This is a genomic window from Pseudomonas psychrophila HA-4 (genome assembly GCF_000282975.1).
In the GTDB taxonomy this organism is placed as follows: domain Bacteria; phylum Pseudomonadota; class Gammaproteobacteria; order Pseudomonadales; family Pseudomonadaceae; genus Aquipseudomonas; species Aquipseudomonas psychrophila_A.
On sequence record NZ_ALJC01000038.1, the window covers coordinates 85,921 to 106,271 of the forward strand.

Genomic DNA, 20,351 nt, shown 5'->3' on the forward strand with positions numbered 1-20,351 from the left:
ATAGGTAATTAGCTTTTATCTCTACGTTTAGGAGTCAACCTTATGCTTAGTGCTCAGGATCGTGCCATCGTTAAATCCACTGTGCCGCTACTTGAGAGTGGTGGCGAGGCGTTGATGACGCACTTTTACACCATGATGCTTACCGAGTACCCACAGGTTAGACCGCTGTTTAACCAAGCCAACCAAGCGAGTGGCGACCAGCCACGAGCATTGGCCAATGGCGTGTTGATGTACGCGCGGCACATTGACCAGTTGGATCAGTTGGGCGACTTGGTTGCACGCATTATTAACAAACATGTTGCGTTGCAAATCTTGCCTGAGCATTACCCGATTGTCGGCACTTGCCTGCTGCGTGCCATTGAGGAAGTGCTGGGCAGTGACATTGCGACCCCGCAAGTGCTCGCGGCTTGGGGCGCAGCCTACAACCAGTTGGCGGATATTTTGATCGGGGCTGAAGGTGCCATCTATGACGAAAAAGCCGCCGCACCTGGCGGCTGGCGCGGTGGGCGAGCATTTCAACTGGCGGCCAAGCTAGACGACAGCACCGAAATCACCTCGTTCTACTTCCGCCCGGTCGATCAGCAACCGATCCTTGAATTTGAACCCGGCCAATACATCGGCATCAAACTCAATATTGATGGCGAAGAAGTACGCCGCAACTACTCGTTGTCGGCATTAGCTCAGCTCGGCCGCTATCGCATCAGCGTTAAGCGCGAGGCGGGTGGAGTGGTGTCGAACTACCTGCATGACCGCCTACAAGTGGGCGACGTTGTTGAACTGTTCCCGCCAGCGGGGGAGTTCACCCTGACTGCCAGTGAAAAACCGCTGGTGCTGATCAGTGGTGGCGTGGGTATTACCCCGACCTTACCGATGCTGGAAGCCGCGCTGGCCACGCAACGCCCGATTCGTTTTATCCACTGCGCGCGCAATGCTCACGTGCATGCATTCCGTGACTGGATCGATGAACTGGCCGCGCAGCACCCTCAACTGCAACGGTTCTACTGCTACCAAGAAGCCGATGCGCTGGCTGACCATGTCGGGCTGCTGTCTGAGGAGCTACTGGGCGAATGGCTGGGACAAGAGCGCGATGTGGATGCGTACTTCCTGGGGCCTAAGGGCTTTATGGGCGCAGTCAAACGCCATTTGAAAGCGCTGGGCGTACCTGAGCAGCAAAGCCGCTACGAATTCTTCGGCCCGGCTGCCGCCCTGGAATAACCCGCAAATCCCCTGTAGGAGCGAGCTTGTCTCGCGATCTTTTGATCGTTTAAAAGATCGCGAGGCAAGCTCGCTCCTACGCCGTTCACGAGCTCTGCCGATCAATATCGCGTCGCAGCACCACAGCGGTGGTGATGTCTTCGACCGTTTCGTGGCTGGCGACGGCATCTCTGACTCGGTTCAAGTCATCAATCGTTCGTGACTCGATCTCTATGACCAGATCGAGCTGGCCACTCACGGACGAGACGCGTCGCACCTGCGAGTTTTGCGCAAGCAGGTCTAGCAGGCTGATGGCCGGTGTACGTTTGAGGCTGACGAGCAATATGGCGCGAATCACGTTGGCATCGATTTCGCCAATGTCAGCCCGGTAGCCGCGGATTACGCCATTGCGTTCAAGGTTGATCACGCGCTCGCTGGTGGCACTTCTTGAAAGCCCGATTCGCGCCGCCAAGGCTTTAAGGGCAATTCGAGCTTCTTTAGACAGAATTTCGAGTATTTCGCGGTCTTTCGTGTCCAGGTCACGCATCAGAACCCCCTTTTTTGCTACCGAATTTGTGCCGGTCAATTCCGGCAATATGCAGGCTAAAGTCGACCGCATACCTACTGCTGACCAAGACTTCGCGTGCCAAGCTAACTGAAAAAAATGGCTTGGAAAACAATTACTATGACGAACCTTTCCCACCCCGCTCCCCAGTTCTCGACGGGGGATGCCGAAAAGCTCGGTGCGCAGCTTTTCAACGTTATCGCGACAGCCTCGCCGCTGGATGGCGAACGTGATCGCAACTACCGGTTGAGCACGGGAACCGATGCGGGGTGGATTCTTAAAGTCGTCAACTCGACTGAGCCGCGTGTTGAAAGCGAGTTTCAGACGGCGATTCTCAGCCATCTCGCCCGCCATAATCCCGAGCTTGCCGTGCCTTTTCTCAAAAAAAGCCTGGCCGGTGAGTTTCTGGCCAGCGCTGTGGCGCCTTCGGGCGAAACCCATGCGGTGCGCTTGGTCAGTTGGTTGCACGGCACGCCACTTGCCGAGGTCGAGCGTACGTTCGAGTTGATGCGCAGCCTGGGTCAATCATTCGGTGAGGTAGACCGTGCACTTCAAGGCTTCATGCACCCGGGAGCGGTACGAGACATGGACTGGGACTTGCGCCACGCCGCACGTTCGCGGTCACGTCTGCATTTCATTAAAGACCCTGCCAGAAGGGCCATTCTGGAGCGCTTTATTGATCGCTTTGAAGCCACGGTCGAACCGAAGCTGGCGCGCCTGCGTGCCCAAATTATTCACAACGACGGCAATGACTGGAACATTCTGGTCGACCCCAGCAACCATCAGAAAGTCTCAGGCATCATCGACTTTGGCGACGCGATCCATACTGTTCTGATCGCTGAAGTGGCCATCACCTGTGCCTACTCCATTCTCGACATGCAAGACCCGATGGGTGCTGCCGCAGCCCTGACGGCTGGTTTCCACGAGAAGTACCCTTTGCAGCCGGAAGAGTTGGATGTGCTCTTCAATCTCATTGCGATGCGCTTGGTCACCAGTGTCACCTTGTCAGCCTCGCGGCACGACCAGACTCAAGACAATCCCTACCTTGCTATCAGCGAAGCGCCTGCCTGGCGCCTGCTGGAAAGAATGGACCGCATGAACCCCCGACTGGCGACGGCGATCTTGCGTAAAGCCTGCGGTTTTGACGCCATCGAAGGCGCGGGTGCGATTCGTCGCTGGGTGGCCGACAACAGTAAATCCTTCGCCGACATCGTGCATCCATCGGCGGCAACCATGAACAAGGTGATTGCGCCTTTCGGTGATGCCTCGCACGTCATGACCATCGCTTCAGCCGAGCAACGGCCAGGGGAGGCTACTCAATGGTGGGATGATTTTTCGGCTGAGCACAACGTACCGCTGGGCATTGGGCCATGGGGTGAGGAAAGAACCATCTACACCGACACGGCGTTTGAGTCGCGGTTCATCGAAGGGCAGCGTCGCGTCCTGCACATCGGTGTTGACTTGATCATGCCGGCTGGAACGCCGCTCTATACACCGGTTGCCGGGGTCGTGCAGAGCGTTGAAGTCGAGCGCGAACCACTGGGTTATGGGGGGGTGATTATGCTCAAACACTCGCCCGAAGGATGCCCGCCGTTTCTGACGCTGTGGGGGCACATGGCCCATGAAGCCCTGGCGCGACTCAAGCCCGGTGATCATCTAGAGGCGGGCGCATTGGTCGGACACATGGGCGCCGACACGGAAAATGGTGGGTGGATCCCGCATGTGCATTTTCAGATGTCTACGGACACTGAGTTAAACGCGAGCGAGTTCATCGGCGTCGGCGAGCAGGCTTATCTTGAGGTGTGGGCCGACCTTTTTCCCGACACCTCGGCGCTGGCCGGAATTCCACCCGAAACCTACCGCCAGGACGGGCGCACTAAAGCTGAGATTGTGGCCAAGCGTAAAGAGTTGCTGCTTCCAAATCTGTCGATCTCGTATTCAGACCCGATCAAGTTCGTTCGCGGCGATGGGGTGTGGTTGATCGACAACTTTGGTCGGGCGTATCTGGATTGCTTCAATAACGTGTGCCACCTCGGCCATTCCCACCCAGACGTGGTGCAAGCGCTTTCGCGGCAAGCTTCTCGCTTGAACACCAACACGCGTTACCTGCACGACACTATTGTGGAGTACGCCGAGCGGCTCACCGCGACGCTGCCTGAAGGGTTGGCCGTCGCCTCTTTTGGCTGCTCAGGCAGTGAAGCCAACAGCCTCATGCTGCGGATGGCGCGCAATCACACCGGGCGCAACGATGCCATCGTGCTGGATTGGGCCTATCACGGCACCACCCAGGAACTGATTGACCTCAGCCCTTACAAGTACAAGCGCAAAGCGGGCAAAGGACGTGCAGATCATGTGTTTGAGGCCACTGTGCCGGATGCTTACCGAGGTGTGGATCAGTGGGCTTTTGAGGAACTTGGCAAGCGGTATGCCGAAAGCGTGGCGGAGCAAATTGAACTCATGCGTAAGCAGGGCAGGTCCCCGGCGTTCTTTTTGGCAGAGTCCATTCCGAGTGTCGCTGGGCAGCTGTTCTTCCCGGAAAACTACCTGAAAGAAGTCTACGCAATGGTGCGTGCCGAGGGCGGGCTGTGCCTGGCGGACGAAGTTCAGGTCGGTTTTGGCCGTGTGGGCAGTCACTGGTGGGCCTTCGAAACCCAGGGCGTAGTGCCTGATGCCGTGTCCATGGGTAAGCCCATTGGCAACGGGCATCCGATGTCGGCGGTGGTGACCACGCGTGAGATTGCAGACAGCTTCAACAATGGCATGGAGTACTTCAATACCTTTGCCGGGAGCCCGGTCTCCTGCGCCGTTGGGCTCAGCGTGCTCGATGTTATTGAGCGCGACGACTTAAAACTCAACGCACTGACAATAGGTAACTACTTGTTGGACGGCTTTCGCAAGTTGCAACAGCGATACGAGGCTATAGGTGACGTGCGCGGGCAGGGGCTTTTCTTGGGGATTGAGTTGGTCTCTGATCGCAAAACCAAGGCTCCCGCCACGGGGCTGGCCAAGAAAGTCGCGGATGGCGCCAGGGAGCGAGGCATTTTGCTCGGCACAGAAGGCCCGCATGACAACGTCCTGAAAATGCGCCCATCAATGATCTTCAGCCAGGCCAATGCTGATTTCCTGCTTGAGGTACTGGACGAAAGCTTTAGAGCTGCGCAGCAGTAGAAAAACAGCTTCAAGCTTCAAGCTGCAAGAGAGAGCGGTGCGCAGCAAACTTGTCGCTTGAGGCTGACCTTACATAGTGTCGGTCAACTCCGGCAATGTGTCAGGCAGGCTGACACCTTGCTGGGTGCTTTCCAAAAGTGTCTATGCAAAGCTCTTCGTGAAGGCTGGGTGAATAGCCCTTCTAAAAAAATAATAATTCTTCCAAGGTGCATCCGATGCTCACTAAAAAGCTCAAGGGTTTGATTATCGCTTCCACTGTTGCAGCCTCGGCGCTGCTCTCGACCTTCACCGTTCAGGCCGATGATTTGAAATCGATCCAGGACGCCAAAGAGATCCGCATCGCGATGAGCGGTCAATATGCGCCCTTCAGTTTTGCTAACGAGCAAAACCAAGTGGTCGGATTCGACGCGTCCATCAGCGAGGCATTGGCTGAGCGGCTTGGGGTGAAAGTGAAGATCATCACCACGCCATTCGACGGGATCATTGCAGGCCTTCGCGCCAATAAATATGACGCGATTATCGCTTCCACGACCATTACCCCGGAGCGCCTCAAGGCCGTGGACTTTGTCGGTCCGTATTACCGGGCGGGCCGCACCATCGTGGTGAGGGAAGACTCACCGATCAAAAGCCTTGATGACCTTAAAAACGTGTCGGTTGGCGTGACGCTCGGTGATGCCCACGACAAATGGGCCAGGGAGCGCGGCAATTTAAAGGTTAAAAGCTATAAAGGCCTGCCCGAAATGTTGGTCGATCTGGATGCGGGTCGTCTCGACGCTTTGGTGATGGACAGTGTTCCGGTACTGGTTGCCGTCAAGAAAACCGGGCAAAAGGTACGCATCATTACGCCACCCGATAGCGAAGGTGGCATTGAGGACATGGGCATCGCGCTGCGCAAGAACAACCCTGAACTCAAGGCTGCGTTGCAACAAGCGTTGGCAGACATACTCGCCGACGGCACCTACGAAAAAATCTCGATGGAGTGGATTGGCAGCGACATCCGCTAATTCATCTTCAGCCTGGCCCGGCGGATCGTCGGGCCAGTCAATTTGACTTTTCTGGGTGTTCCCATGGATCTGGATCTCATACAGCGTACCTTTCCGTTTTTTCTGGAAGCGGCCTGGATAACGGTGCAAGTCTCGGTCCTTGCACTACTACTGGGGTTTGTGGTCGCCATCGTGCTCGTGGCTGCGCGGTTGTCGACGGTGTTCATCTTTCGATGCCTGTCACGGCTGTACGTAAGTGTTTTTCGCGGCACGCCTTGTCTGGTTCAACTGTTCATCATTTATTTCGGCGGACCGCAAATCGGGCTTGAGTTGGAGCCGTTAACGGCGGGCGTCATCGGTTTGGGGCTGAATATTGCCGCCTACATGGCTGAATCTATTCGTGGCGCTATCGCCAACGTTGATCCTGGGCAGGTAGAAGCTGCACGTTCAATTGGTTTCGGCAGAGGGCAAACCTTATTGCTTATTACCCTGCCGCAAACAGCAAAATTAATGATACGGCCGCTGGGCGTTAACGCTGTCGCACTGATCAAAGGGTCTGCTTTAGTGTCGACGATCTCAGTGGTTGAACTGTCCTATACCGCGCAACGCTTTATCAGCTCTACGTACAAGCCTTTTGAAATCTTTATCGTGTCTGCGCTGCTTTATATTGTGATGGTCTACTCGGTCAGGTTAGTGGTTGACTATCTCGATAATCGCTTCGCCGCTAGGTGAGAGTATTCATATGCAGAGTCTGGACCTTAGTATAGTTGCGCCTTATTCCGAGTTGCTGGCGACGGGGCTGGGGTGGACAGTTGTTATGTTCATCAGCTCCAGCCTATTGAGTGTGATCGCGGGAATAGCATTTGCACTGATCGTGCTCTATGCCCCTAAACTTTTGGCGTTGCCCGTGCGCTTTATGACGTGGTTGCTAATGGGAACGCCACTGTTGCTTCAGTTGTACGTGATTTATTACGGACTGGTGCAAGTTGGAATTGATATTCCTGCGCCGGTGGCCGGCATTATTGGTCTTAGTTTGCACTTCGCGGTCTACAACGCTGACGTTATTCGTGCCGGGGTGTTATCTGTAGACCCTGGGCAGATTGAAGGTGCCCGATCTATCGGCCTTAGCCGTGGGCAGACGCAGTGTTACATCGTGGTTCCGCAAGCACTTCGCAAGACCATAGCGCCGCTCGGAAACAACCTAATAGTTCTATTAAAAGACACGTCTCTGGTGTCTATCATCGGCATTGCCGAGTTGGTCTACAGCGCGCAGCTCGCCGTGAGTGAAACCTACAGCCCGTTTGAGTTTTATCTGGCTGTTGCGGTTATTTATTATGCAGCCAACCTTGTTCTCGAAGCCGGCCTGCACCTTCTCGAAAAAAAGGTAGAGATGTCACGATGATCAAAAAAGAATTCATGATTGAGGTCAAAGGCGCGCGCAAGGCTTATGGCGCACTTGAAGTTCTTAAAGGCATCGACCTTCGCGTATCGCGCGGACAAATCATCGCGATCATCGGCCCAAGTGGATCAGGAAAAAGCACGCTACTGCGCTCAATCAACCACCTGGAAGTGCTAAACGACGGTGAAATATGGTTAGAGGGTGAGCAAGTCAATCGGCCTTTGAAAGGTCGTGCCTTTGAACAGCACATTAATGCGGTGCGGCAGCAGATGGGGATGGTATTTCAGCACTTCAATTTATTTCCACACTTGACCGTGTATGAAAACATCGCACTCGGCCCGGTAAAACTTAAAGGCCTTACGAAAAAAGCCTCCCGCGAGTTGGCCATGGAATATCTGGCAAAAGTGGGGTTGTCCAACAAATTCGATGAATACCCGTCTCGCCTGTCCGGTGGGCAAAAACAGCGGGTTGCGATTGCAAGGGCTTTGGCGATGCAGCCCAAGGTGATGCTGTTTGACGAAGCGACATCGGCCTTAGACCCGGAGTTGGTTGAAGAGGTCAACCTGGTCATGAAGCAACTCGCTGCCGAGCACATGACCATGCTCATCGTCACCCATGAGATGCGCTTTGCAGGGGAGGTGGCAGACCGGATTGTCTTCATGGACGGTGGCGTAGTGGTAGAAGAAGGCGCCCCGCATGACATTCTGCAAAACCCGACTCAGGAACGAACCCGATCATTCTTGAAAAACCACCTGCACGCCTGAGCACGACTTGCGCGGTATGTCGTATACGTAACCTCGTAGCAGTTGCCGCGCTGTGCCCATCGCGCGGCATTTGTTAATTCTGCATTAATCCCCCTGCGACACTTTCCCTACACAGTCTCCTACATCCAGATCAAAGACCTGGGTGTAAACTGCGCGCCTTGTGACAGCGGCTAAACTCCATACATAACCTGGCAAAGGGAAGCAGGATGACAGATGAAATGATACGACTGAGCCGCGAGAAGCGCTTTTTGGTCTTGCTCGGGCTGATCTGTCTGGCACTGATTGGCGGCGCGTTGTACATGCAAATCGTGCTTGGCGAAGCGCCTTGTCCGCTGTGTATCCTGCAACGCTACGCATTGCTGCTGATTGCGATCTTTGCCTTTATAGGCGCCGCAATGCCGACGCGGCGCAGCCTCACGGTGTGTGAGGTGCTGGTGGTGCTGAGCGCCATTGGCGGTGTGATCGCCGCCGGGCGTCACGTCTTTATCCTTGCGAACCCGCAAGTGAGCTGCGGCATTGATGTGTTGCAGCCGATCGTTGACGGCTTGCCGCTGGCGACGGTTTTCCCGCTGGGCTTTCAGGTCGACGGCTTCTGTTCCACCCCTTATCCGCCGGTGTTCGGCCTATCGTTGGCGCAGTGGGCGCTGGTGGCCTTTGTGCTAACCAGCGTTCTAGTACCGTTGGGGATCTACCGCAATCGGAAAAAACACAGCTGAGTTGTGAAATTTGGCTTGAGCCGCCCCGCACTTTTCTTGAGAATGCGGGGCGTTTTTTTGGCCTCGCAAAAATGTCAACAGGATGTGAATCCACGCACTAAAGTTAGAGGGCGCTTGTGCGACATATTGTCACGCACAAAGTGTCGCAGATGGCGTTTTCTGTAGGACTCAAGCGTACAAAACGGTTTAGTCAGGTTTTATCGGCTTAGACATTTTTTTGCGGATCAGGCGCTTGAAGTTGCCCTTTGCTGGCTCCATGCAAACTGGCTGAAAGCCTGTTTGTTTGGGCGTTTGCAGGGTTTTGCGCCCTATTTTGGTGCGCTAAAAAGGGGTGTGTCAGTGTCGGGGGATTGCCGTGCTACAGGCTTTTTAAGGAGCATGTCTGACCCCGATACGTAACAATAGTGAGGGATTGTTACTGGAACCGAGAAGAATTATTTCTGGATGAGACATGGTGTGTAGAGAGCTTCCTATCTACAATCGCCTGCACTGAACGTCCAGCCTGCTCGTCCCTGAGCCCAAGCGGGTAGTCGGCGGTCGCCTGGGCAGTTCATGGCAGGTGTCCCGTGCGGCTTCCAGGTACTGGCAACCCTTCTAAGTTCTGCACCAAATGGAATTGGTCTGTGACAAGGCCATTGACCACGTATCGAATAAGAAATCACTGCTAACCCGGGATTTGCGAATTCACCTGATGGTGATGAGCAGGCATTTATTCAAGCCCGGAAAAGAGCCAACCCTTGGTAGGGCGAAGTGTTGGCGAAAAAAACCAACTGCATTGTGCAAGCTGTTTTAGAGGTCGTGAGATGACTAAAAAAAGGTACCCCAGACTCCTTGGCTTATTGCCACTTTTCGGCACGTTGCTGCTGGGAGGCTGCAATATGACATTGCTCGATCCGGTGGGGCAGGTAGGGATCGAAGAGCGGAATCTGATCATCACTGCAACATTGCTGATGCTTCTGGTCGTGGTTCCGGTCATCTTGATGACCCTGATCTTCGCGTGGAAATATCGCGCGTCGAACAAAGACGCCACATACGCACCGAAATGGTCGCACTCCACCAAGATCGAAGTCGTGATCTGGACTGTGCCAATTCTCATCATCATCGCCTTGGGCGTGATTACCTATAAGTCGACTCACGCGCTGGACCCATATCGTCCGCTCGAGTCTGATGTTAAGCCGATTACCATTGAAGTGGTTTCTCTGGACTGGAAGTGGATGTTCATCTACCCGGAACAGGGCATCGCCACGGTCAACAAGATTGTGTTCCCGGCTAACACCCCAATCAATTTCCGCATTACCTCCGACGCTGTGATGAACTCGTTCTTCATCCCGGGTCTGGGCGGCCAGATCTACGCCATGGCCGGCATGACGACCAAGCTGCATTTGATTGCCAACAAAAACGCCGAAATGGATGGCATCTCTGCCAACTACAGCGGCGCGGGTTTCACTGGCATGAAATTCAAAGCGATCGCCACTTCTCAGGCTGACTTCGACGCCTGGGTAAGTGAAGTCAAAGCGTCACCTAAACAGCTTGATAACGCTGAATACGCGGCCTTGACCAAACCTAGCCAGAACAACCCTGTTGAACTCTATTCTTCGGTCACACCGAACCTGTTCCAGACCATCATCGACAAGTATGAAGGTATGAACCCAGGCAAGCCTGTGAAGCACGAGAAGAAAGAAGTGTCCGGGACCCAAGGTTTGGACAACACCTCGAATTCAGCTGCCGGGGCAGAGGAGTAAACGATGTTAGGTAAATTAAGTCTGGACGCCATACCGTTCCACGAGCCGATAGTGATGGTTACCGTCGCTATGATTCTGCTCGGCGGGTTGGCGCTCGTCGCTGGTATTACGTATTTCAAAAAGTGGACCTACCTGTGGACCGAATGGCTAACGTCAGTCGACCACAAGAAGATTGGCGTGATGTACATCATCGTCGCCATGATCATGCTGCTGCGCGGCTTTGCCGACGCCGTCATGATGCGTACCCAGTTGGCCATGGCCACCGAGGGTTCGCCGGGCTACTTGCCGCCTGAACACTATGACCAGATCTTCACCGCTCACGGTGTGATCATGATCATCTTCATGGCGATGCCATTCTTCACCGGCCTGATGAACCTTGCAGTGCCGCTGCAGATCGGCGCGCGTGACGTTGCCTACCCATTCCTGAACTCCCTGAGCTTCTGGCTGCTGGTGTCCGGTGTGGTACTGGTTAACCTGTCGCTGGGCGTCGGCGAGTTCGCCAAGACCGGTTGGGTTGCGTATCCGCCGCTGTCGGGCTTGCAGTACAGTCCGGGCGTGGGTGTCGACTACTACATCTGGGCGCTACAGCTATCGGGGCTAGGTACGACGTTAACCGGGGTTAACTTCCTGGCGACCGTGCTGAAAATGCGTGCTCCAGGCATGAAACTGATGGACATGCCGATCTTCACCTGGACCTGCACCTGGGCAAACGTTCTGATCGTGGCTTCGTTCCCGATCTTGACCGCTACCCTTGCTCTGCTGACGCTTGACCGTTACATGGATTTCCACATTTTCACCAATGAACTTGGTGGCAATCCAATGATGTACGTGAACTTGTTCTGGGCGTGGGGTCACCCTGAGGTATACATCCTCATTCTGCCGGCGTTCGGGATCTTCTCTGAAGTCATCTCGACCTTCACTGGCAAGCGTCTGTTCGGTCACCACTCGATGGTCTACGCTTCCGGCGCGATCTCGGTACTGGGCTTCATGGTTTGGCTGCACCACTTCTTCACCATGGGTTCGGGTGCAAGCGTCAACGCCTTCTTCGGCTTGGCGACGATGCTGATTTCTATCCCGACGGGTGTGAAGTTATTTAACTGGCTATTCACCATCTACCGTGGCCGTCTGCAGTTCACCAGCCAGGTTCTCTGGACCCTGGGCTTTATGGTGACCTTCGCCATCGGTGGTATGACCGGCGTACTGCTGGCCATTCCGGGTGCTGACTTCGTACTGCACAACAGCCTGTTCGTAATTGCTCACTTCCACAACGTGATCATCGGCGGCGCAGTATTCGGTTACATCGCTGGTTTCAGCTTTTACTTCCCTAAAGCCTTCGGCTTCAAGCTGCACGAAGGTTGGGGCAAGGCAGCATTCTGGTTCTGGATCGTCGGCTTCTTCGTTGCCTTCATGCCGCTCTATGCACTGGGCTTCATGGGCATGACGCGTCGTCTGAACGCCACTACCAACCCTGAATGGGTGCCTTACCTGTACGTTGCTGCGGTCGGTGCTGCACTGATTGCCGTAGGTATCGCTTGCCAACTGATCCAGCTGTACGTATCGGTACGTGACCGCAACAAACCAGAGAACGCCTGCGAATTTGGCGATCCATGGAATGGCCACACCCTGGAATGGTCGACTTCGTCGCCACCTCCGTTCTACAACTTCGCTGTTGTGCCAACCGTAAACGGTATTGACCCGTTCACCGAGGCCAAAGAAGAAGGGACTGCGTACAAGGTTCCAGCCAAGTACTCGCCGATCCACATGCCTAGCAACACCGCTACCGGTTTGGTAATGGGCATGCTGCTGACCGTATTCGGTTTCGCAATGATCTGGCACATCTGGTGGTTGGCGATCGTCAGCCTGGTTGGCACTGTAGGGTATTTCGTCCTGCACGCTGCCCGTGATGACCAAGGCTACATGGTGCCGGTGGAAACCATCGAGCGCATCGAAGCCGAGCAGCACAAGCGTCTGTTGGCCGCCAAAGCAATACCGGCTGACCGTGTTGAAACCAAGTTGGGACAGGCATAAACCATGTCGAATATAGCGACCAATGCTGGACACGCTCATGGCCACGACCATGAGCACGATGAGCACCACCACGACGCGGGCGAGACAACCGTATTTGGTTTCTGGCTCTACCTGATGACCGACTGCATCATCTTTGCATCGCTCTTCGCGGTATACGCAGTACTGGTAGGTAACGTAGCCGGTGGCCCGTCGGGCCACGACATCTTCGAACTGCCGTACGTGTTGGGTGAAACCGCACTGCTGTTGTTCAGTTCGATCACGTATGGCTTTGCCATGCTGGCGTTCTACAAAGGCAACAAGAGCGGTGTGCTGACCTGGCTGGGCATCACCTTCCTGCTGGGTGCCGGCTTCATCGGCATGGAAATCAACGAGTTCCACCTGTTGATCTCTGAGGGCTACGGCCCGCACCGCAGCGGCTTCCTGTCAGCGTTCTTCACCCTGGTCGGTACCCACGGTCTGCACGTGACCTGTGGCCTGATCTGGATGGCGATCATGATGTATCAGGTCCAGAAAAAAGGCCTGACCTCGACCAACAAAACGCGTCTGAGCTGCCTGAGCTTGTTCTGGCACTTCCTGGACGTGGTGTGGATCTGCGTATTCACCGTTGTTTATCTGATGGGGACTCTGTAAATGGCTAACGCACATTCTGACGGCGCGAACCACGGCAGCGTGAAGTCCTACGCAACTGGCTTCATCTTGTCGGTGATCCTGACCGCAATTCCGTTTTGGCTGGTGATGAACCCAATCCTGGCTAAATCGACCACCTTGGCTATCGTGCTGTTGACTGCGGTGATTCAGGTCGTTGTTCACCTGGTGTACTTCCTGCACATGGACCGTTCGCCAGAACAACGCAACAGTGTTGCAGCGTTGGTGTTCTCGGCGCTGGTGATTGTCCTGCTGGTGGGCTTGTCCCTGTGGATTATGTTCAGCATCCACGCTGAAATGATGGCGAAGTGAGGTAAACCCGATGTCCTTTAAGCACTTTATCCAAATCACCAAACCGGGGATCATTTTCGGTAACGTGCTTTCTGTGGCAGGCGGGTTCTTCCTGGCCTCGAAGGGGCATTTTGATCTTGCCCTCTTCCTGGCCGCGGTAATCGGCACCTCTTTGGTCGTTGCGTCTGGTTGCGTGTTTAATAACTGCATAGACCGTGACATCGACATCAAGATGGACCGCACCAAAAATCGCGTACTGGTTCAAGGCCTCATCTCCCTCAAAGTGGCGTTGATTTATGCCACCTTGCTGGGGGTTGCAGGGCTTGTACTGCTGTATCGCGTGGCCAACCCGTTGGCGGCCTTGTTCGCCGCGATTGGCTTCGTGATCTACGTGGGTTTGTACAGCCTGTACTTTAAGCGCAAGTCGGTTCACGGCACGCTTATAGGCAGCCTGTCGGGTGCAATGCCGCCGGTCATTGGTTACGTTGCAGTGAGCAATCACTTCGACATGGCCGCGCTGACCTTGCTGGTGATGTTCAGCCTGTGGCAGATGCCGCATTCCTACGCTATCGCGATCTTCCGCTTCAATGATTACCTGGCCGCATCGATTCCAGTGTTGCCAGTGAAGCGCGGGATCAAAGTCGCCAAGAAGCACATCCTGCTCTACATCCTCGCGTTCCTGATCGCGACCCTGATGCTCACCCTCGGCGGATACGCCGGCATGAGCTACATGGCCGTCGCAGCCGCGATGGGCATGTACTGGCTGTACATGGCGTGGACCGGCTACAAAGCCGTTGACGACAAGGTGTGGGCGCGCAAGCTGTTCGTGTTCTCCATCTTCACCATCACCGCCCTGAGCGTCATGATGTCCCTGGACTTCAAAGTGCCGACCGAGTTGTTACTGACCTACGCGCACTAAGACAGCCAGACAAAAAAACCGCCCTTCGATAAGAAGGGCGGTTTTTTTCGTTTTTACAGGGTATTAAGCCCAGGAGTGTTCGTTTCCAACTTCGATAATGTATTTTGTTGCAAACGGAAAGTAGTGGTTGGTGCAGTCAATCGCATGTTTGTAATGTACGGGGTCATAGATGCCTTGTGTCTGGAACGTTCCGTACTTGGGCATCAACTGAAACACCGTTCTATACACATCAGGTACCTTATCCATCAGTACATCATTCATCAGGGCGGGGCCGGTGAGTTGAAAATATTTCTTATGATAGGTTTTGAAATCGGCCTGGTTTTTGATCAATGCTTCACCCGTCAGGGTCACATCAAGTATGGGCTTAGGCTGTAAGTAAAAAGCCTTGTTGTCTAGAAAGCGATTATGCATTTCGGCAGAGATAGCGGTTAACAGGTTGTTGTTCGGATGTGATGCGAAGTGGCTGGTGTTATAGCCTTCAAAGTCCAACGTTTTTTCCGTGACGATGCCACCTAGCAAAAGGTCATGCGGTGCTGCTTTAATATCGTCGGCAACGAGCGGGATGATCAATACATCATCCAAGTCCAGATACAGACCACCGTAATAGTTAACCAGTGGAAAACGCATAACGTCGCTGGCCGCAGACCAGGTTTTATAGTCGGCCTCTACAATGCTTGTGTATTGCTCGGCATTCGAACTGTTTTTAAATACATCGTAAAAGGCTTCCTCTCTGATGTTAGAGAGCTGTAACTTGGGTGCGTATAACGCACATGCCAGTTTTATTTTTTCGAACAGATCGGCGCTAACATCGAGATGCAAGGTCGAGGTGAACTCAGTGGACAGCCTCAAGTTTTGAGCAATGATATTAATCAAATGGTTACCCGGTGCTTGGTTGCCGATCCAGAGGTAATGAATTTGATTCGGAATGGCCACGGGATTTTGAGGCAGTTGAGGTAATTGGGGCAGGGTCAAGGGCACAAGATTTTTGGCAGGCGGGAGTGACGACTTAAGGGCGTTTAAGGTTTCAATACTGCCTTTCTGCCATTTCCCCGCAGCATTAAGCCAAAGCGGATCGCCGAAACTCATATCAACTTCGACGTTTGTCCCGGGTATTTTAAGCAGGGTACGTTCACGCCAATGGCCAAGGTTGGCGTCATACGCAACCGGAACCGCGTAGTGGCTCAACATGACTGTATAGTCGGGCGTTTTGTCAGGTGCGTTGAGATTAAGCACTTCATCCATGGGCACATTTAGACTGCGTTGAAAGAACGTGACGGTCGAGGATGTTTCCATTCCTCCTGCTAGTCCGCCACGGGCAAGTTCCCACACGTTTTCAGCTGCATTGAAGTGAACCTCTGGGCCTATGACGGTGCCCTTATATACCTTGAGTGAGGCACTGCCGGCAGGGCGTGTCACAGCAAAAATATTTCCCTGCATACTTATGTAGGTTACCCCCGCTACTTGGTAACGGTTATCGACTCGCGGAACGCTAGATAAGTCAACATCGTCGATATGAAATTGATGCTGTTGAGCAATATTCAGTTTTCGTGAACCCCATGAAAAATCAGGGTTGAAGGGAACCAGAGGTCTACTAACGAGTGGGCTGTTAAGTGTTTTTTGCTGGATTAAAGGGGCCGTTAGAAATGAGGAATAGGCGGCCTCGGGGTTCAGTGTGGTTTTAAGTTCTACCAATGAAATGACGTTATTCAGCGACATTCCGGCTTGCAGTTTTCGCTGAATGAATGCCACCCCTTTGAGGCCGCCTCGGAACAAAAGCCCCGCCAGTGCCAAGGGATTGGCGGCAGAAATCACGCCTTTGCCCAACGTCGTGGCAAAGACTTTGCTGGCATAAAGCGTTTTCATGGACGTCAGTGCAAACCTGGATACGCCGAACGATGTACTGCGCACCACAATCTTGCCCAGTGTGATTGAGGCCCTGAACCCGCTGTAAGCCGCTTTGCCGAAGGGCACAACAAACGCCAGAACTTCCAGTGCGCCAAATATCACAGTCCATGCGCTTACGTTCTTGCTCTCGATGTCTCTATAGAGGAAGTAGAACGGAATAATAACTCTGAAAATGGCTTCGGTTCGGCCGACCAACTCATCTTTGTACGACTCGTAAGGAGTGGTGCCCCTAAATGCAGGACGCAGACTCGATAGGCTCTGGCTGAAGATTGAGCCGATCAGTTTTTCGCACAGTTGGTGCACACGCACCTCCTCGCTAATCTCGGTCGGGTTAGTCCACGTAAAGCTCAACTTCAATGCTGGCGTGACCTTCAGAGCACCGGGCGTGCCTGTTAGGTAGGCTTCTTGATCCAGTTCAGGTACGCCAGTGACGTACCGCTTTGAATCGGTCGGTGCCCACTCATCCGCGTCAAACAGGACGTGTGCGTTGCCCTCAGCCCTTATTTTCCTGATGGTCCCGGAAGGGCAAAAAACTTCATAAAAGTCGGTGGTTTGCGGGTCTGCTGAAAATGCCAGTACACCATAGAAGCCAGGTACTTCTGCGCCCTCAACCGTGAAAGAGACCCTCAGGAAATAATCGACATTGAGCAGGCCGTGACGCAGTTCTGGGCTTAAGTCATTGATCGCTTGTTTGAGCAACACCATCAGTGCCGCGTTGTTTTTTTGTTGAAAGGCATCGAACTGTTCATTGAATGCTTTCAATAGCGTGCAGCCGCCTAATCCCTTGGACTCCAAGCCCAGCACGCTGTCGGATAAGGCACGATCCTGCCCGCAGGTCATATAGCGCTCCAGCAGAGACATGTTCATGTTTCGGCCGCGAGTTTTGAAGCGGGGGACGAAGTATTCATGGATTTCAGCGTCAGTAAATGGCCTCTTTTTGTGCACATCGATGAGCGGGTGTTGGTCTGACAATTGCTGAAGTGCCATCTTTTTGCGACCCGGCGGGAGTTGCACCAGTGTCGTCATGGCCAAGGCCTTTTGCTCTTCAAGGTCGATGACGTATTGCAGGGCGATCATCACGTCTTCAGATTCCACCTCTGCCGTATCGGTGATGGGGATTTTCCCGCGGCACATTGCAAAATGCAGAACCGGCTCTCGACGTAGCACGCTTATGGCCAGTTGTTCATCGTGGCTCAGCGATTGAGTGAGGGTCGTGTTCAATAGCTCGACCAGTCGCTTATACCCCAGCGCTACCGCGGCGCCGATGTGGGCTGATTCGGCCAGTGCCACGGCGTGGCGAAAGGTGATGGCGTCGTGGGTATCGCCATAGCGCAGATCCTGCGGTACGTCATACACCATCAACTGCGGGCAGTAGCGCCCAGCAATCAACTCAAAAGCCAGACGCAGGGCGGGTTCGGTCGTGCATTGGAGCGTGCTGCGCAGATGCTCCATAACCAGGCGCCGGACCTCTCTGATCGAGTGACCGCCCATTGCAGGGGTATTCAAGTTAAGCCCGCAGACATAGCCTTCGCTGTGGTTCTCGGGTGGGCATAGGTAGTCTGTGATACAGGCCCGCGCCAGCGTCCTGGTCATACTGGGCGTTGCCTCCTTGCGCTCTTGCTCTGTCCATGAGGACGTGCCGACAACGGCCCGTTCCAACTGATGAAAAGCAGGTGAATCGAGCACTATGCTCATAACCGAGGAGAGTGTCGTATCGCCATGCAGCCCTGAGTCGGGAATTCTGGGGCTAGGGAAAAAAGTGGAGAACGCCAGATACGCCGTCAGCGCATTGATATCCGGCGTGCGCTCATCTGCTGAAATAAAGCTATTGATGTCCAGCGTGGAGGAGGGTACCGGTGCGTTGGCTGATGCCCTAAGGCGTGAGTTCATCGGCCCGGTGCTAGAGCTTTCTTTAGCAGCGCTGCCCAGCAACAAAAAGCACGACGTCAGGTAGTGATAGTCGGCGGGGAAAAACTTGTTTTTTCGAACCGCTTGCTGCGTCGCAATGATTACCCGGTGATTAATGCTATCAATCTCGGGTATTGCTCGAGTGTGGCTGACATATTTATGGACCAGCGTCAGGCCAATTTCGAAGGTGATCGGCACGCTTTCTGAAATCGGATCAAGTCCCTCGTCAAGCACCTTCCTCAGCAACGTTTTGTTGTGGGGCTTAGCCAGCAGGTCGCTGGCGAATGCTCTGAATTGGGCATCGGTGATCAGTGTTTGCAGCTCCTGCGATGGCTTCAGTTCGTTGGCAATATTGGGCATTGGCAGCGGGCGATGAAGGGGCAACTCCATACCCGGGTTTTGCTGGATAAAAAAAGCCTGAGCTATCGCTTCGGGGGGGATGCGTTTAATAACACGGTCAGCGCGGGCATTTAAAAAATCGACAATGGAGGGCTCCAATGTACGTCGTGTTGCTATGTCGAACACGGTGCTCAGGTGCGCCGCGTGTGTTTTGGTTTCAAGCGTACGGGACTGTTTAAAAACGGTGTTGATGTCCTGATAACTTTGTTCGAGCTCAAAAGCGATCAGCTCTTCAACGGTGTTTTTTCTGAGGGGGTCCGCTTTCACGGTTTTGTTTACGTGGTGACTGAAAAACGCCGTTTCAGCCTTATGACCAAAGGCCACCTGCTCAACCCAGGCTGGGAGCGTTTGGCGGTTGTTTAACTGCCGGTTTAGTGCGGCTCTTGCTTGCCGCATGTTGGCGAACACTTCAAAGCCGTTTTGCAGGGTGAACACATACGTGGTCAATGGCGGTGCACCGGTTGAAGTGCTGACCTTGAATGCCACGGCCAATGAGCAGCGCCGCGGTGTTAATGATGTGGCATTGCGTATGGCGATACGCGCAGCCCGCAGTGTATTTGGCGCTTGAGGAGTGTCTTGATAAATCAGGGAGCGGATGGCCATGTCATCGTCATGGTCAAGGCTGCCATCGGCGCACAAAAGCTGCAGTTGTGTTTCCAGTAACAACCTGAAGAGGGCCGTGTAGCTCTGCTCTCTTGTCGGGGCCTCGGCGCGGGTATCTATGGGGCTGCCCCAGTAGTGCTTTAAGCTTTCGATGTAGGTCGTGTTGAGATTTTTGATGCGCTCATAGAAGGCCCTGTACTGAGGCTCAGTGATCGACAGGTACTCTTCCTGGGATGAGTTCAGTTGCGTGCGAAAGCGAATTTCAAGGGGCAGATGCACCGGCTCTATGGGAGGGGAGGTCGCTAGCGATTGCCGAATCAGGCTCGATAGGCTTTGTTCAAGCACGTTGTCATCTGTTCTGTCGACAAACCACAGTGAGTCGAAGTTGGCGAGCAGCAGCGTATCCGGTAGGTCGGTAAAAGTGGCCTTGAGTTGCGCGTGTATACAGTCCATCAGGCTTGGTTGCCTGGCTAACAGCATCTCAATGCTGTTGTTAGTTATCAGTCTGTTGGTCAGTACTTGTTGAAGGTTGTTCAGGTGCTGGCGGTCGAGCAGAGTGGCGATGAAATGGGTGGTGCATTCGCTCATCACCCGGTTCAGCGGAAAACTGGATAGCGTCGCAACAATGGTCTCTCTGAACCTAGCGCGTGACGTTTGATGCGGCTGGAGCAGGGGGTAACTCAGTGACGTAAATTCGACGCGCCAAATCAGATTGGCCAATTTGCAAACAAGGTCCCGTACGTGCTGATGATCTGTTTTATCAAGATCAGTGCCAATGGCCTGCGCGGTTGTGCGGCGTGCACTGAGTTGTGTGCAAAACGCCTTAAGGAATAGTGGGTCAGCGCACTGTTCCTTCGAAAGATCAGTTACGGAGGACTCTCTGAGCAGTCCGGCAATGATTTTCATCGCCAGATTAAAAGCGGCTGAGTCGCTGCGGTCGGTCGTGCGGTAGCCTAAGTTATTAGCAATCTCATAGATATCAATGTTCGCCAATTTTTGGCTGCTGTGGGTGTTCATGGGATGTCACTTACTGGTGGGGAGTAACATCAAGGTAAGTCAAGAGTTCAGGGGCGGGTGGTAGATATGTATATATAAAGTTGTTTGGCTAATTAATTAAGATAT

14 protein-coding genes are annotated in these 20,351 nt (G+C 53.9%); 12 read left to right on the forward strand and 2 right to left on the reverse strand.

The window, feature by feature from the left end; all coding sequences use genetic code 11:
• Positions 1-42: 42 nt before the first annotated feature.
• The gene (hmpA, locus tag B347_RS0105045) at positions 43-1,215 is read left to right on the forward strand and encodes an NO-inducible flavohemoprotein (protein WP_019408621.1); all 1,173 of its coding nucleotides are present in this window, start codon (positions 43-45) and stop codon (positions 1,213-1,215) included.
• A gap of 85 nt (positions 1,216-1,300) precedes the next feature.
• Here hmpA and B347_RS0105050 read toward each other — a convergent pair whose 3' ends face one another.
• Positions 1,301-1,741 carry an Lrp/AsnC family transcriptional regulator gene (locus tag B347_RS0105050; protein ID WP_019408622.1) on the reverse strand — a complete coding sequence of 147 codons (441 nt, stop codon included), beginning with the start codon at positions 1,739-1,741 and terminating at the stop codon, positions 1,301-1,303.
• A 138-nt stretch (positions 1,742-1,879) separates the two neighbouring features.
• On the opposite strand from B347_RS0105050, the gene B347_RS0105055 reads away from it, so the two are divergent.
• From B347_RS0105055 to cyoE, 11 genes are all read left to right on the forward strand, one after another.
• Complete coding sequence (locus B347_RS0105055) at positions 1,880-4,927, forward strand: aminotransferase class III-fold pyridoxal phosphate-dependent enzyme (protein WP_019408623.1); 3,048 nt, start codon at positions 1,880-1,882, stop codon at positions 4,925-4,927.
• 215 nt (positions 4,928-5,142) lie between these two features.
• Complete coding sequence (locus B347_RS0105060; protein ID WP_019408624.1) at positions 5,143-5,931, forward strand: ABC transporter substrate-binding protein; 789 nt, start codon at positions 5,143-5,145, stop codon at positions 5,929-5,931.
• A 63-nt stretch (positions 5,932-5,994) separates the two neighbouring features.
• Positions 5,995-6,642 carry an amino acid ABC transporter permease gene (locus B347_RS0105065; RefSeq protein ID WP_019408625.1) on the forward strand — a complete coding sequence of 216 codons (648 nt, stop codon included), beginning with the start codon at positions 5,995-5,997 and terminating at the stop codon, positions 6,640-6,642.
• Positions 6,643-6,652: 10 nt separating this feature from the next.
• Positions 6,653-7,312, forward strand: coding sequence for an amino acid ABC transporter permease (locus B347_RS0105070; protein ID WP_019408626.1), 660 nt, complete (start codon positions 6,653-6,655; stop codon positions 7,310-7,312).
• Positions 7,309-8,073 (forward strand): amino acid ABC transporter ATP-binding protein, encoded by a 765-nt coding sequence (locus B347_RS0105075; RefSeq protein ID WP_019408627.1) that lies wholly within the window; start codon positions 7,309-7,311, stop codon positions 8,071-8,073. Before B347_RS0105070 ends, B347_RS0105075 begins: the two co-directional genes overlap by 4 nt.
• 206 nt (positions 8,074-8,279) lie before the next feature.
• Positions 8,280-8,789: a disulfide bond formation protein B gene (locus tag B347_RS0105080; protein ID WP_019408628.1), complete on the forward strand. Its 510-nt coding sequence runs from the start codon at positions 8,280-8,282 to the stop codon at positions 8,787-8,789.
• Positions 8,790-9,592: 803 nt separating this feature from the next.
• Complete coding sequence (gene cyoA, locus B347_RS0105090; protein ID WP_026013993.1) at positions 9,593-10,531, forward strand: ubiquinol oxidase subunit II; 939 nt, start codon at positions 9,593-9,595, stop codon at positions 10,529-10,531.
• Positions 10,532-10,534: 3 nt separating this feature from the next.
• Positions 10,535-12,559 carry a cytochrome o ubiquinol oxidase subunit I gene (cyoB, locus tag B347_RS0105095; protein ID WP_019408630.1) on the forward strand — a complete coding sequence of 675 codons (2,025 nt, stop codon included), beginning with the start codon at positions 10,535-10,537 and terminating at the stop codon, positions 12,557-12,559.
• Between the two features lie 3 nt (positions 12,560-12,562).
• A complete protein-coding gene (locus B347_RS0105100) occupies positions 12,563-13,189 on the forward strand; it encodes a cytochrome o ubiquinol oxidase subunit III (protein ID WP_019408631.1) in 627 nt (208 codons plus the stop codon).
• Positions 13,190-13,516, forward strand: a complete 327-nt coding sequence (gene cyoD, locus B347_RS0105105) for a cytochrome o ubiquinol oxidase subunit IV (protein WP_019408632.1) — start codon at positions 13,190-13,192, stop codon at positions 13,514-13,516.
• A 10-nt stretch (positions 13,517-13,526) separates the two neighbouring features.
• Positions 13,527-14,414 (forward strand): heme o synthase, encoded by an 888-nt coding sequence (gene cyoE, locus B347_RS0105110; RefSeq protein ID WP_019408633.1) that lies wholly within the window; start codon positions 13,527-13,529, stop codon positions 14,412-14,414.
• Between the two features lie 63 nt (positions 14,415-14,477).
• Here cyoE and B347_RS0105115 read toward each other — a convergent pair whose 3' ends face one another.
• Positions 14,478-20,246: a glycosyltransferase gene (locus tag B347_RS0105115; RefSeq protein WP_019408634.1), complete on the reverse strand. Its 5,769-nt coding sequence runs from the start codon at positions 20,244-20,246 to the stop codon at positions 14,478-14,480.
• Positions 20,247-20,351: the final 105 nt, after the last annotated feature.